This is a genomic window from Catenovulum sp. 2E275, from assembly GCF_025515275.1.
Classification (GTDB): Bacteria; Pseudomonadota; Gammaproteobacteria; order Enterobacterales; family Alteromonadaceae; genus Catenovulum.
Genome location: NZ_JAOPFU010000023.1, coordinates 12,387 through 27,072 on the forward strand (window position 1 = coordinate 12,387; position 14,686 = coordinate 27,072).

Annotated in this window: 11 protein-coding genes; 8 read left to right on the forward strand and 3 right to left on the reverse strand. The window is 37.6% G+C overall.

What is annotated here, in order from left to right:
* Window positions 1-36: 36 nt before the first annotated feature.
* Together ribF and murJ are read right to left on the reverse strand one after the other, a co-directional pair.
* Window positions 37-960: a bifunctional riboflavin kinase/FAD synthetase gene (gene ribF, locus N7931_RS11685; protein WP_262794260.1), complete on the reverse strand. Its 924-nt coding sequence runs from the start codon at window positions 958-960 to the stop codon at window positions 37-39.
* 104 nt (window positions 961-1,064) lie between these two features.
* Window positions 1,065-2,621 (reverse strand): murein biosynthesis integral membrane protein MurJ, encoded by a 1,557-nt coding sequence (gene murJ, locus N7931_RS11690; RefSeq protein ID WP_262794262.1) that lies wholly within the window; start codon window positions 2,619-2,621, stop codon window positions 1,065-1,067.
* Window positions 2,622-2,956: 335 nt separating this feature from the next.
* Between murJ and rpsT the strand changes: the two genes are divergently transcribed.
* Window positions 2,957-3,217, forward strand: a complete 261-nt coding sequence (rpsT, locus tag N7931_RS11695; protein ID WP_262794265.1) for a 30S ribosomal protein S20 — start codon at window positions 2,957-2,959, stop codon at window positions 3,215-3,217.
* A 104-nt stretch (window positions 3,218-3,321) separates the two neighbouring features.
* Here the strand turns inward: rpsT and N7931_RS11700 are convergent, their stop codons facing one another.
* Complete coding sequence (locus N7931_RS11700) at window positions 3,322-6,219, reverse strand: EAL domain-containing protein (protein ID WP_262794267.1); 2,898 nt, start codon at window positions 6,217-6,219, stop codon at window positions 3,322-3,324.
* A 188-nt stretch (window positions 6,220-6,407) separates the two neighbouring features.
* Here N7931_RS11700 and N7931_RS11705 point away from each other — a divergent pair, with 188 nt between their 5' ends.
* From N7931_RS11705 to N7931_RS11735, 7 genes are all read left to right on the forward strand, one after another.
* Window positions 6,408-7,817 carry a M28 family peptidase gene (locus N7931_RS11705; RefSeq protein WP_262794269.1) on the forward strand — a complete coding sequence of 470 codons (1,410 nt, stop codon included), beginning with the start codon at window positions 6,408-6,410 and terminating at the stop codon, window positions 7,815-7,817.
* Window positions 7,818-7,839: 22 nt separating this feature from the next.
* Window positions 7,840-8,304 (forward strand): hypothetical protein, encoded by a 465-nt coding sequence (locus N7931_RS11710; protein ID WP_262794271.1) that lies wholly within the window; start codon window positions 7,840-7,842, stop codon window positions 8,302-8,304.
* A gap of 124 nt (window positions 8,305-8,428) precedes the next feature.
* Window positions 8,429-9,232 carry a UDP-2,3-diacylglucosamine diphosphatase gene (locus N7931_RS11715; protein ID WP_262794273.1) on the forward strand — a complete coding sequence of 268 codons (804 nt, stop codon included), beginning with the start codon at window positions 8,429-8,431 and terminating at the stop codon, window positions 9,230-9,232.
* A 145-nt stretch (window positions 9,233-9,377) separates the two neighbouring features.
* Window positions 9,378-11,084 carry a lysophospholipid acyltransferase family protein gene (locus N7931_RS11720; protein WP_262794275.1) on the forward strand — a complete coding sequence of 569 codons (1,707 nt, stop codon included), beginning with the start codon at window positions 9,378-9,380 and terminating at the stop codon, window positions 11,082-11,084.
* Window positions 11,085-11,294: 210 nt separating this feature from the next.
* Window positions 11,295-12,092 carry an ATP-dependent zinc protease gene (locus tag N7931_RS11725; RefSeq protein WP_262794276.1) on the forward strand — a complete coding sequence of 266 codons (798 nt, stop codon included), beginning with the start codon at window positions 11,295-11,297 and terminating at the stop codon, window positions 12,090-12,092.
* The gene (locus N7931_RS11730) at window positions 12,092-13,618 is read left to right on the forward strand and encodes an inactive transglutaminase family protein (RefSeq protein ID WP_262794277.1); all 1,527 of its coding nucleotides are present in this window, start codon (window positions 12,092-12,094) and stop codon (window positions 13,616-13,618) included. Before N7931_RS11725 ends, N7931_RS11730 begins: the two co-directional genes overlap by 1 nt.
* A gap of 2 nt (window positions 13,619-13,620) precedes the next feature.
* Complete coding sequence (locus N7931_RS11735; protein WP_262794279.1) at window positions 13,621-14,616, forward strand: alpha-L-glutamate ligase-like protein; 996 nt, start codon at window positions 13,621-13,623, stop codon at window positions 14,614-14,616.
* Window positions 14,617-14,686 lie beyond the last annotated feature (70 nt).

Here is a 14,686-nt window from a genome sequence, read left to right on the forward strand (position 1 = left end):
TTCCTGCTAATCAAATCTAACTTGTCAATAACACATTCAAACAACAAAAAACTGTTTTGCTGCTTGTGCATCTAATTCTATTTGGTGCTTTAAAGCCTGAAAAGATTCAAACTTTTTTTCATCTCTTAACTTTTTACAAAATACCACTTCAATTCGTTTTTGATACAAGTCACCCTGATAATCAAAAAGATGAACTTCCAGTTGATTTTGTTTACCTGAAACCGTTGGTCTGTAACCCACATTAGCCACTGCCTGATACGAGCGACCATCAACCTTAACCGTTACCACAAATACCCCTTGAACAGGCGATACTTTACGGTTTAATAAAATATTAGCTGTCGGAAACCCGATTGTCCGGCCTTTTTTCTGACCATGAATCACAGTGCCCCAAACGCTGTAAGGTCGACCTAATAACTGCTGAGCCAACCCAAAATCATTATCGGCAATCGCCTGACGAATAGCTGTACTGCTCACTCTTTGTCCGGCAATTTGACAACTTTGAGTATCCTCAACGGTAAAACCAAAACTTTTACCTAGGGTTTGTAAAAGCGCAAAATCACCACTGCGCTTACAACCAAATCTAAAATCATCCCCAACCACTATGTGTTTAACGCCTAACTTTTTAACCAGTAATTCACTGACAAAATCAGTTGCGCTCAGTTGGGACACTTTTTGATTAAACCGAATACATAACAGGCGATCTATCGCCTGTGCACTCAACAGTTGATATTTTTCGCGCCAGCGAATTAATCTTGCTGGAGCCAAATGAGGTAATAACACTTCAACAGGCTGAGGGTCAAATGTCATCACCAATGAAGGAAGAGACAACTCTGCCGAACGCTGTTTAACTTGAGCCAAAACAGATAAGTGCCCTAAATGAACACCATCAAAATTACCTATGGTTAATACGCAACCCTGATGTTTTGGTTTTATATTGTGAATACCTCGGATTAACTCCATGCTCAACCGTCAATAACAAAAAACGCGGGCGATTATATACCCAAATAACACCCAAATGCGAGCATTAGGCCAAGTAAATACGTCTTAATTCAAGCCTGTAAAACTTATGCTGAACGGATATCACTCAGTTTAACCCGCAAGATAAATAAGCCAAGTAAGTAACACACCCCACCTGCTGCAATCAAACCCGTTAAATACCCAATTTTTAATTCCAATGTCATTTGCGCCCACTCTACAGAGCTTGGCTGTGCCAAAATTAATAAAGCCAACATTGCCAACCCGGCCAAACATACTTTCATAACAAATTTAAATGTTGTCGGGCTAATACAATAAACCCCTTCGCGTTTTAAATACACATACAAAAACGCGGCATTAAATAACGCAGATAAACTGGTTGCCAGTGCTAGCCCGGCATGTGCTAGCGGAAAAATCAAAATTAAATTAAACACCATATTTGCTAACATAGCTCTAATCCCAATTTTAACCGGTGTTTTGGTATCCTGACGGGCAAAAAATCCGGTTGCCAGCACCTTAATCAACATAAAAAATAATAAACCGGATGAATAAGCCATCAAGCTTAATTTACTTTGAGCGGCATCCATTGCCGTAAATTCACCGCGCATAAATAACGCCATCAGCATAGGTTCAGCTAGCGCCATTAACCCAAGTGCAGATGGAATACCTAATAAACAAACCATACGAATTCCCCAATCCATAGTTTGCTCAAATCCACCTTCTGTCGATTTAACATGATCTTTAGAAAGCTGAGGTAAAATCACAGTGGCAATGGCAATGCCAAACAATCCAAGTGGAAACTCTAATAATCTGTCAGAATAATATAACCAACTGATTGAGCCACTCTGTAAAAAACTCGCTAATACAGTATCAAATAATAAATTAATCTGACTGACAGATACCCCAAACAAAGCCGGTAACATTAACAATCTGATTTTTTTAACACCGGGATCATTCCACCCCCATTTAGGCCAGCGAATTAATCCTGCCTGTTTTAAAAAAGGCAATTGAAATAAAAGCTGTAAAATACCACCAAAAAATACCCCCCAAGCTAAAGCAAAAGCGGGTTCAATAAATTGGTCTGCAAAAAAGATCGCCGCAATAATCATTGCTATATTGAGTAAAACCGGCGTAAAAGCAGCCACCCCAAACTTGCCCCACGTGTTTAAAACTGCGCCGGAAAACGCAGTTAAAGCCACAAAAAACAAATACGGAAAGGTGATTTTAAGCATCACACTCGCCAGTTCATATTTTACGCCTTCAGGATTTCCCTGTAGCCAGTCGATAAACCAACCTGTGCCAAACAACATAATCACAACCGGAGAGGCAATTACCCCAATCAAAGTGGTGATCAATAAAATACAGCCTAAAGTGCCTGAAACTCGGGCAATTAATAAATGGGTTTCATCAACACTTTTGTTTTCTTTATATTCAGTTAAAACCGGTACAAATGCTTGAGCAAATGCACCTTCAGCAAATAAGCGACGTAAAAAGTTGGGGATTTTATTAGTCAAAATAAAGACATCGGCAGCAGCACTAGCGCCCAATAAATTAGCAATCACCACATCGCGCACTAATCCTAATACCCGCGAAATAAAGGTCATTACACTAAATAACATGCCAGACCGTAATAAACTCTTCGACACACTTATTTCCTTATTGCAAAAAATTCAGTCAATTTGACCTAAAGACTATCTTAAAAAAATGATTTATAGACTTTCGAAACTGGCAGAAAAACGGTAGAATCTGCGGCCAGCGAGTATACCTTTTTGAGCCAATATTAAAATAGTAATTGGTCAAGAATAAGATACGAGTGACAGATATGTTCGCGAGAAAGCCAAAATTTAGCAGTTAATCTTGTAAAACTCGGTAAAGTGCATTTTTTATCCGAAAACCGATTGACTTTTAATGAATTTACAGGCATATTCTCGCGCCTTTGATAAGGGTAATCCCGAATTTTCGAGTATTTAGGAGTTTAGTTTTGGCTAACATCAAGTCTGCTAAAAAGCGCGCGGTTCAAGCCGAGAAAAGTCGCCAGCATAATGCAAGCCGTCGCTCAATGATGCGTACGTACTTAAAGAAAGTTGTTGCCGCTATTGAAGCTGGTGACAAAGAGAAAGCAACTACTGCTTTCCAAACTGTACAACCAATTTTAGATCGTTTTGCATCTCGTGGTTTAATCCACAAAAATAAAGCTGCACGTCATAAGAGCCGTTTATCTGCTCAGATTAAAGCTTTATAAAGAGCAAAAATTACGTTTATACGTAGTTTAGATTCAAATACAAAAAACCAGATTCAGCGATGAATCTGGTTTTTTTATGCTTACATTTTGCATATTTCATGAACTTAGCCATTTAACCAAGTCATTAAAGCACCAGCATCCATAGGCTTGGCAAATAAATACCCTTGGTAATGTTTACATCCGATATCAAGTAAAACTTGTTTTTGTAACTCTGTTTCAACTCCTTCAGCTATGACATGTAAATGCATATGCTTAGCAATTGCCACCATAGATTCAATTAACGGTTGCTGAGATTTTCCATCAATTTCATCAACAAATGCTTTATCTATTTTCAGCTCATCTAATGGTAAATCTCGTAAATACGACAATGACGAATAACCTGTGCCAAAATCATCTAATGCGATTTTAAACCCAAGCAATCTTAACTCGGTTAATTTGAGTTTAGCCTCTTCTAAATTTTGCAATAAACTGGTTTCGGTTAACTCTAAAGTAAGTTGATTAGGCATCACTTCATATTTAGATAAAATAACTCGAATTTTATTAATAAATTCAATATCAGCGAATTGCCACGCAGATACATTCACTGATAACTGAAAGTCAGGAAAACGCTGACGCCATAGATGTAGCAGATCAATAGCTCTAGCCAATACCCAATCACCAATTTGGTGAATTAAACCAGTTTCTTCAGCTATAGGAATAAATACGCCGGGAGAAACAAATCCTAATTTAGCATTATGCCAACGTAATAGCACTTCTGCACCGTAGCATTGCCCTTTTTCATCTACTTGAGGTTGAAAATACAAGCGTAACTCTCCACGTTCAATCGCGTAGCTAAGCTCTGCTTCAATCTCCATTCTTTCATCAATTTTTTGTTGAATTTGAGGGCTAAATAATCGATATTGATTTCTTCCCGCCTGTTTAGCTTGCATCAGAGCTGTTTCTGCATAACGTAGAATATCTAAACGATTCATTGCATGTTTGGGAAAGATACAAATTCCTATACTAGCTTGGATATTAACAATACGCTCCCCTATTTGAATAGGTTTACATAAACTCGATAAAATTTGTTCTGCCAACCTAGATACATATTCAGATACTGTGTTATTTGCTTGGGTTACAACAATAAACTCGTCACCACCATAACGAGCGATTATTTCCTGTGGTGAAAATTGTAACAATCGCTCCCCTGTGGCTCTTAATACTTCATCTGCTACATCATTACCCAAAGAGTCGTTCACAAATTTAAAGTTATCCAAATCAATCAATAATAATGCATGCTGATGTTCAATATCAGCAAATTCAACAAGTCTGGTTAATTCTGTTAATAGACGAGCCCGATTAGGCAAATTAGTTAAATAATCCTGATAAGCCATTTTTCTAATTTCAGCTTCAGCAATATTCTTTTTAATTTCTACCGATGCCCTAGCAGCAAAAATCTGTAAGACCTCTAAAACATGTGAGTTAACCTCCAAAGCTTTAGTGTCTAAAACACCAATAACTCCTATAGGTGAATTCTTTTCATCAAACATAGAAGCCCCGACATAACCTTCAATATTCATTTGGGTTAGCAACTCATCATCAGGAAATCTTTGACATACTTTATCTGGGTAACTGCAAACCTGATTGCCAACTACCTGTTCACATGGTGAACCAGCTAGATAATATGAAAAGTTTTTACTAATTTTGTCCAAATCAGCAAAAGCAACGGTTTCTACCTGATCTAACCGGTCATTAAACAATCCAATAAAGGCATATTTAGAGTTAAATATCTGATTTAAACTAAGAACAAGCTGCTGCAACGTATCCATATTGCCTTGCACACCGACCCCTTGGGCAATTTGTTTGATTGTCTGGTTAACAAACCTTTCCTTGGATACATCTTTAGCTCTAATACAATATTCAGTTAAATTCCCAGAATTATCTAAAATAGGAAATATATGAATTTTGATCCAATTTTTACAGCTGATTTTTGTAAAGGTTTGTTTAAATACTGGTGTGATTTTTAAGACTGGTAAACTGATATCTCGGGATGAAAACTCAAATAATTGATGATTTGCTGCACATAATTTTTTAACTTCGTTTAAAAAATGAATATTCTTGTTAGATAAATCTTCCCCCCAAAACCTCTGCGCAGCATGATTCATATTAATCACATATCCCTGTAAAGAAATGATTATGGTCGCTATAGGATCCTGCTCTACTATTTGAGTAAGTTTGCTTTGTTTATATTCTGCTTCAACTCTTTTTTTAATCTCTCGGCTTAATGAGCTAGTCTTAGCATATAAAGCCTTATTTGATTTATTAAATTCAGAAACTATAGAAATACTCATTAAAACCAGTAAAGCTATAAATCCAAACCCAGAGGTAATAATTCCAGCTTCATCAGTTTCTCTAGTTAATCGATTAACTAGGATAGTAGCAAACTGGATAATCAAATAAATTAATAAAAAGCTTCCGACCATCTGATCTACCTTACGGTAGATTTTAATGCACCAAACTCCGCAAAAGCCAAATATGAACATCAAATAGATAAACCAAATATACCCCCATTTATGCATTGTTCCTGCATGGAGAGCTAAGGTTTCTTGAGAGAGTTGAAGTGTTGTAACATGAGTTATTTCCCTAAAGACAATTCCGTACGGAAGCATCCAATTCAGAATATTCAAAACCAAAGTTGTGACAATAAATCCAATTACCCACTGCTGAAAATATTTTGGTTTTAAATAACTCGTAATAAATAAAAATAAAGCAACCGGAAAGCAAATTCCGATTGATAGGAGTATTTTTTCATACAAAATGGTAGATTGAAGTGAGAACTCTAAATGCTGAAGCCCTGCAATACCTTGAAAACTTGCAACAATACAACACATGAACAACAAAGCACCTAACTGCTGCTTTTTTGGACCTGTAAATAGTAGTGCAAAAAATACTAATCCTGCTAAGGCAGCCATACCTGCCGTGGCAAAAAACCAAGGCGTCAGCCAAGCAATATTTAGTGACATCTATTTTGAACTCCAATTAACCATACTCGTTTTTATTTCTTCCTTAATCGTACTAACAAAAAAAATAGAATTTACAATTAAAACCAACCTGTACAATTATGCATCAAATAAAAATAAAAACTAGCAATAAGAATTTTAACCTGCTCTAATATCAGGCTAATTTGTCTTTTCTTTTTATATTTTTGTCTATGTCAATCAGGTTAAAGTTACTTTCTTTTTTTTATCTCAGCCTTTTCTCTTTTTTTTCATTAGCAAATAATTCGGGAATAAACCATTTATTCAATCACCAGCAACTGGAAAAATTAAAACAAACTGCACTGGCCGATGATTATGCATATTATGTTGCAGAAGCACTCACAACCGAGTTTGGTGCCAGACAAGCAGGTAGCCAAGCAGAGTTAAAAAGCATAGATTGGCTTGAGTCCAAAATGCAAGAAATAGGGTTAAAAAATATTCACCGACAAGCGGTTCCGGTCAGAAACTGGCGTCGTCACTCAGCTTCAATTACCGTAAATACACCTTATCAGCATAAATTAGTTACAGTTTCTCTTGGGGGCTCAGTGCCAACCCCAGCGGCGGGGATCAACGCCGAATTAGTTCGTTTTAACTCAATTGAAGAGTTACGCTCAGCAAAAGCCGAAAATGTAAAAGGTAAAATCGTTTATATCGCCAAAGCACTTAAAACAGACAGCCAACCGGGTGATTATATTGAAAACGCCCAAGCCCGCCAGCAAGGCGCGGTTGTTGCAGCTCAACTTGGTGCACAGGCTATTGTAATTCGTTCTTTAACCACATTAAACTCTCGTATTGCGCATACCGGTTCAGTTTTATATCAACATGATGTCAGAAAAATTCCGGCAGCAGCGGTTTCTCCAGTAGATGCAGAGTTATTAGACCGATTATTTACCAAGAATTTGCCCGTTAATATCTCTTTAAAATTAGATAATACAGAAACTCAGTGGCAAGACAGTTATAACTTGGTCGGTGATATTATTGGAACAGAATCGCCGAATGAATTTGTATTGTTAATTGCCCATACAGATTCATGGGATTTAGGCACAGGGGCTTTAGACAATGCTGCCGGTGTGGGAATTATGCTTTCTACCATGCACCAACTGGCTCAGTTACCCAGCCGACCTAAACGGAGTATTCGGGTTTTATTTGTAACCAATAGTCAGTTTAATCAATCCGGTATTCAAACTTATATCAAACATAATCAGGCTCAGTTAACCAATATTATTGTGGCCAGTGAATCTGATTTAGGTGCAGGTTTTATTGAAACGCTGGATACCTCGGTCAGCCAAAACCAATTATCCAAAGTAGATTATATCCATACACTAGTTTCAGATCTTGAAATAAATCGCGGTCATAATAATAGTAGTGCCAGTACTAACAGTAAACATTTGTTAAAATATAAAGTACCTATCTTTAATTGGGTGCAAAATAGTCAGGATTATTTTAAATATTTGCATTCAGCAAACGATACTTTTGATAAAATTGAACTTGAAGCACTTCAGCAAAATGTCGCTGTGTATAGCTTATTTACTTATATTGTTGCTAATTCGGATATGCATTTTGACATGTCACAACAGCCATAAATATACCGCGTAAGAGTCTTATATGAACCAAAAGCACAAGTTACTCGATAAAGAGGCATATCAAAAGCAGCTCAAACAAAAGCAGCAAAAAGCGGCTATTGAGCGCCAGCAAGCACTAATTAAACAAAAAATGGCAGATTTAAGCTCGAGACCAAAAGAATCACAACTAATTGTGCAAACCAAAGCCCCTAGTAAAACCAAATATTATGTTATGGCATTATTTTTAGTGACTTTAGCTTGCCTACCTTATCCAAAAGTGATTGTTTATGAAAAATTAGGCATTGTTGCACAAAGTATTTATATTCCAAGCCGATTTGGTAGTCAGCCATTTATCCTCGACAGCCAATATAAGATTAATCTGGATCAACATCAGCGCTGGCTTTATTTGTGTGACGAACAAAACTCAAGACACTGTACCCGCTATGACATTGTTGAAATTAAAGGTTTATTTTCTGCTATAAAACTGTTTTTTACCGGTAGTTTATAAACCCATCATAAATAATTGAATGTCAGGCAATTTGGCCTGCATTCATTGAATGTTCATTAAATAGTCAATTTAGTTTAACTTTACCCCGTCATTCTGTTGCCGAACAATTCAAAAGGACAACTTTATGGCAGCACAAAGTTTTCACTATAAATCTGTTTGGTTATCAGATCTTCACCTTGGCAGCAAAGACTGCAAAGCCGATTATTTACTCGACATGCTTGCTAAAGTTCGTTGTGACACCTTATATCTGGTTGGCGATGTTATTGATATTTGGGCACTAGAACGTAGATTTAACTGGCCTGAAAAGCATAATCAAGTTGTAGATGCCCTCATCAAAAAAGCACAAACCGGTACCAAAGTAATTTATTTACCGGGCAATCACGACGAAAAAGTCAAAAAATACATCGGCATGACCTTTGCCGAAGTCATCATAAAAGAAGAAATTATTCATACCACCAGCTCAGGGCAAAAATTGCTGATCACCCACGGTGATGTATTTGACGGTGATGTATGTTTAGGCAAATGGCAATCAGTATTAGGTGATTTGCTGTACGATTTATTACTGTTTTTAAACCGCTGCTGTTTTAGCCTACGTAAAATGTTTGGTTTTGGATATTGGTCATTAGCTGGTTATATTAAAAGCCGAGTAAAAGGCGCTAACGAAGCCATTGCCCGCTACCAACATGCAGCAGTGAAATACGCTAAAAAGAAAGGTGCCGACGGCATTATTTGTGGCCATATTCATCAACCAGATGTCAAAATAATCGACGATTGTTTGTATTGCAACGACGGTGACTGGATTGAAAACTGTACCCTGCTAGCTGAAAACTTAGATGGCTCAATTGAACTGATTTACTGGACCGAAAGCATTCAGTCCATCACTCAATTTGAACAAGCTCAAAAATCACCCAGCAAACAAGCCGCTTAATATCAAGCATTCACCAAGTAAGCCGGTATTACTGGCTTACTAAGTGAGCCTTTTTTATTTGACATATTTCTGACACAAATCTGGCATCTATGTTTAATATTTAGGCAGTAGACTTCGCTTGAGTTTAACCTGGAGTACCAGAAGCATGTTTACTGTAGACGAAGTCATCGAAAAAAATTTACCCCAACTACAAAAACACCCACTATTAACTAACATCACCAAATTTGCTCTGCGCCGTTTATTACATGAAAGAGAATTTATTGAATTTGCTGAGCAATATCCTCATCTAACCGGTTTAGATTTTGTAGAGCAAGTGCTTGATTATTTCGACTTTAGCTACACCATTTCAGATCGTGAGTTAGAACGTATCCCGAGTCATGGCCGTTGTGTTATTGTGGCTAATCACCCAATCGGTTCATTAGACGGTTTAGCGTTAATTAAGTTAGTTAGCGAAGTGCGTAAAGATTTTAAAGTCGTCGCCAATGAATTATTAATGACAGTAGAGCCTTTGCAAAAACTATTATTGCCGGTAAATAACATGGGCGGTCGCACTGCGCGCGAAAATATCAAAGGCATTCAAAATTATCTGAGCAATGAAGGCGCAGTCATTATTTTTCCGGCTGGTGAAGTATCCAGATTAAAACCATCAGGGATCAGAGATGGTCGTTGGAACGGTGGTTTTTTAAAGCTAGCTTTAGCCACCCAAGCACCCATTTTACCTATGTATGTTCAAGGTAAAAATTCCACTAGTTTTTATTTTTTATCTATGCTTTACAAACCTCTTTCAACGCTGTTTTTGGTCAAAGAGATGTTTAAACAGCAGGATAAAAGTATGCCGGTTCGAGTTGGCGAACTGATTCCTTACCAAAGTTTTAAAGGCATTCAGTTAACCAACAAAGAAAAAATCCGATTATTTCAGCGTCACTTATACCGGATAGGCAAACAGAAAAAAGGCTGCTTTATCACAGAAAGCGCAATTGCCCGCCCTGAATCACGAGAAGATTTAAAACACGCGTTAAGTAAATGCGATTTAATCGGCCAAACCAGTGATAAAAAAGATATTTATTTATATAAATTTGAAGACAGCTCACCCATTATGCGTGAAATTGGTCGTCTGCGTGAAATTGCCTTTAGAGCCGTTGGTGAAGGTTCTGGTGCGCGCCGCGATATAGATAAATACGATGCTTATTATGAGCACCTGATTTTATGGGATGACAAAGCCAGCGAAATTGTAGGGGCTTACCGTTTAGGTAATACCCACAGAATCGTTGATGAATATGGTCAAAAAGGATTATATACCGACTCGCTATTTAATTATGGCAGCCAAATGCGCCCTTATTTTAGTCAAGGATTAGAACTTGGCCGCAGCTTTGTTCAACCCAAATACTGGGGCATGAGAAGCCTAGATTATTTATGGTACGGCATTGGTGCTTACCTTAAAAAAAATCCGGATATTCGTTATTTATTTGGCCCGGTTAGCATGAGTAATAGCATGCCAAAAGCCGCCAAAGATTTAATGGTTTATTTTTATAAACTGTATTTTCAATCCAACTTTGATTTAGCCAGCTCAAAGCGCCCTTATCAAATATCTGAGATTGTATTAAATGAACTGAAAAGTGCATTTAGCGGCGATGATTACAAACAAGATTTCATTAAATTAAAATCTATGCTGGCCAACATGGGGACTAGCATTCCAACTTTGTATAAACAATACAGTGAATTATGTGAGCCCGGTGGCGTTGAGTTTTTAGATTTTGGAGTCGACCCTGACTTTGCCGACTGTATCGACGGTTTAGTTTTGGTAGATATCAACAAATTAAAAGACAATAAACGTAGCCGCTATTTAGCTTAACAGCCGTATTTTAGCGCTATATCAGCTTACTTTTACCTTTCTTAAACAGGCAGGGATTTGTTCACAAAAATTAACAAATCCCTGTTTCGTAGAACCTGTCACATAACCTTATCAATAACAATTAATTAGGGGGCTAACTACTTGCGAACACATTTTTTACATGAGATGATCTGCGCCAATTTTTGAACACTAAATACAAGTTAAAATATTATGCCGAGTCAAATTAATTTAATAAAAACCTTAACTTTTGTGGCTGCACTAACCAGTATCTCAGCTTGTACTTCAACCTCTCAAACGCAAACAGCAGAAACGCCTGAAACCAACCAACCTGATATTAACCAAACTATTACAGAACAAATGTCAGTGTTTGAAAGCCAATTACTTGGCCAGTGCCAAACCAGACTGGATACGCTTGAAGCTAAAATAGATAACCAGCAACAACAAAACACTGATATATTACAAGCAGCAAAAAGTATTGAAGCCAGATTAATTAAACATCAAGCACAGCCTCACAATGCTAAATTAAGCTGCCCAGAGCCTAAAAAAGTGATAGAACCTAAATTAGATGGCAAAGTCATTGTTGGCGAATTAGAATGGGTGTACTTCCCGATAATTGATGAACACTTTAAGGCTCGTGTCGATTCTGGTGCTACCACCTCATCACTGAGTGCCAAACATATTGTTGAGTTTGAGCGCGATGGTGAAGAATGGGTACGCTTTCAATTGTTACATCAAGTAACGGATTTAGATGGCCGAGAAATTGAAGCCAAAATAGAAAGAACCGTTCGCATTAGACAGTCCAGCAGTGACGAAACAGAACGTCGTCATGTGGTTAAACTCAGCATAAATTTAGGCAACTTACACCAAATTGCAGAATTTACGCTAGCTGACCGCTCTGATATGGATTATCCAATTCTACTAGGACGTGAGTTTTTACAAGATTTAACTTTAATTGATGTAGGCCGCACCTTTATTCACCCAAAATATAAGAAAAGTGAAACCAAATAATGACGCGCTCTAAAGTTCCTTTTTATTTTTTAATCGCTATTTTAATTACGATTGGTTTAGTTTTATCGATTTTTCGCCACATTGAGTATCAAGTACCTTGGTTGCCTGGTGAAAAATCCACAATTTGGTCAATTGAAGCACGCGTGGAGTTTGATGCGTTAGGCGATGCCGTAAAAGCCAATTTAGCCCGTCCGCAAAACCAAAGCGGTTTTACGTTAATTAATGAAAGTACAGCGTCTCCGGGTTATGGTGTCGCTTTTATTGATACTTTATCTAAAACTGAGTGGTCAATTCGCCAAGCGGTTGGTGAGCAAACATTATTTTATCGTGCTGATTTTTTAGTTGATCAAAGCCAAGAAACAGCGCCTATTGAACCACCAAAAATTGCACTAGTTAATTGGGAAGAACCATTTAAAACCGCAGCTAATCAAATTATCAGCCAAGCACGCCAACAATCGGCTGATCCACTTAGCTTTGCTCAGCAGTTATTTAAAGTATTAAACCAGCAAGAGCAAGATCAAAACATTGCCCTGCTTGAAAATAAACAATCTAACATCGCCCGTTTAGCGGTTAATTTATTAAATCAGGCCAGCATTCCAGCACAATTAATTTATGGTTTAAAGTTAGAAGATGGTCGTCGTCGCCAAGCATTAGTGCCTTTTGTTCGGGTTTGGCAAAACGATCAATTTGAAATTTTTCAACCAAACTCTGGTGTGCGTGGCCTACCAGATAACTTTATTTTATGGCAACAAATTCAATCACCTATTTTAGAAGTGGTTGGAGCCAACCACTCAAATGTCAGCTTTTCAATTATCAAAAAACAAGAATCTATTGCTGCGGCGATTCAAGCCAAACAGGATAGTGAACAGAATCTAGTCAGTTTTTCAATTCACAGTTTACCAATTGAAGAACAAGCCCTGTTTAAAACCATTTTATTATTGCCTGTTGGCGCTTTAGTTGTTTGTTTACTCAGAATTTTAGTTGGGCTTAGAACCTCAGGTACTTTTATGCCAGTATTAATTGCGCTGGCATTTATTCAAACGTCTTTAGCCACAGGTTTAATTGGCTTTTTACTAGTTATTTTTACTGGTTTAATGTTACGCAGTTACTTGTCACATTTGAATCTGCTACTGGTCGCGCGGATTTCAGCGGTTATTATCAGTGTTATTGCGATTATCGCCGTATTTAGTGTACTCAGTTATAAGATTGGCTTAACAGAAGGCTTAAAAGTCACTTTCTTCCCTATGATTATTTTGTCATGGACTGTTGAGCGTATGTCCATTTTATGGGAAGAAGAAGGTGCAAAAGAAGTAGTGATCCAAGGCGGTGGTAGTTTATTTACCGCAATTTTAGCCTACCTTGCAATGACCAGTGATTTAGTGCGCCACTTAACGTTCAACTTTATTGGAATGCAATTTATTATCCTTGCCGTTATTTTATTATTAGGTAATTACACAGGTTATCGTTTACTAGAACTGTACCGGTTTAAGCCTATGCTGGCGAATAGTCAGGACCAAGGAAAGTAATCATGCGCATTACAGACTGGCTGGCAAACCCGTTTAAACTGCATGCTCTTGGCATTTTAGGCATGAATGAACGTAATAGCCGTTATATTGCCCAATACAATGATCGACATTTATACCCATTAGTAGATGATAAGTTAAAAACGAAAAAACTAATGTTGGATGCCGAAATTAAAGTACCCGGACTGATTGCTACAATTATGCATCAGTCTCAGGTACAACAATTACTAAAACATTTACCTCTAAACCGAGGTTTTGCCATCAAACCAGCTAAAGGCAGTGGCGGTAAAGGGATTTTAGTCATTATTAACCAGCATGATGGGTTATATGTAAAAACAAACCAGAAACTGTTAAACCTTGAACAACTTCAGCACCACTGCTCAAATATCTTGGCTGGTTTATATAGTTTAGGTGGCAACCCCGACGTTGCGATTATTGAAGAGTTAATCGAATTTGATCCTATGTTTGACGGCTTCAGCCATGAAGGTGTGCCGGATATTAGGGTAATTATTTTCCGTGGTTATCCTGTAATGGCAATGATGCGTTTATCGACTAAAGATTCAGACGGTAAAGCTAACCTACATCAGGGCGCGGTTGGCGTTGGCCTTGATATAAGAACCGGTAATGCTTTGCATGCGGTTCAGTTTGGGCAACCCATTGTTGAGCATCCAGATACTCACCGAGCATTATCTGAATTATCTGTCCCGAACTGGAAAGAGTTATTAATATTAGCATCACGGTGTTATGACGAAACCCAATTAGGTTATTTGGGTACTGATATTGTATTGGATAAAAATTTAGGTGCGTTAGTATTAGAGCTTAATGCACGTCCGGGTTTATCAATTCAGGTAGCAAATGGTTGTGGCTTAAAACCTAGACTCAAACAAATCGAACGGATTCAACATAAACGCAATGCGCTTCACCGAGTTGAGTATGCGCAAAAACATTTTGCTTCTAAACCAGATTTTGACGAAGTAGCTGAAGTGATTGAAAATAGCTAACCGAATCTAAATAATTAATTTTAAAATAAGCCGCTATTCTAGAGCGGCTTATTTATTTGCGATGGTTGTA

Bases quoted from the DNA above. Each gene is read 5' to 3' on its own strand.
- N7931_RS11735 (WP_262794279.1), top strand. From the start codon at position 13,621: ATGCGCATTACAGACTGGCTGGCAAACCCGTTTAAACTGCATGCTCTT.
- N7931_RS11710 (WP_262794271.1), top strand. From the start codon at position 7,840: ATGAACCAAAAGCACAAGTTACTCGATAAAGAGGCATATCAAAAGCAG.
- N7931_RS11720 (WP_262794275.1), top strand. From the start codon at position 9,378: ATGTTTACTGTAGACGAAGTCATCGAAAAAAATTTACCCCAACTACAA.
- ribF (WP_262794260.1), bottom strand. From the start codon at position 960: ATGGAGTTAATCCGAGGTATTCACAATATAAAACCAAAACATCAGGGT.
- N7931_RS11705 (WP_262794269.1), top strand. From the start codon at position 6,408: ATGTCAATCAGGTTAAAGTTACTTTCTTTTTTTTATCTCAGCCTTTTC.
- N7931_RS11700 (WP_262794267.1), bottom strand. From the start codon at position 6,219: ATGTCACTAAATATTGCTTGGCTGACGCCTTGGTTTTTTGCCACGGCA.
- N7931_RS11730 (WP_262794277.1), top strand. From the start codon at position 12,092: ATGACGCGCTCTAAAGTTCCTTTTTATTTTTTAATCGCTATTTTAATT.
- N7931_RS11715 (WP_262794273.1), top strand. From the start codon at position 8,429: ATGGCAGCACAAAGTTTTCACTATAAATCTGTTTGGTTATCAGATCTT.
- N7931_RS11725 (WP_262794276.1), top strand. From the start codon at position 11,295: ATGCCGAGTCAAATTAATTTAATAAAAACCTTAACTTTTGTGGCTGCA.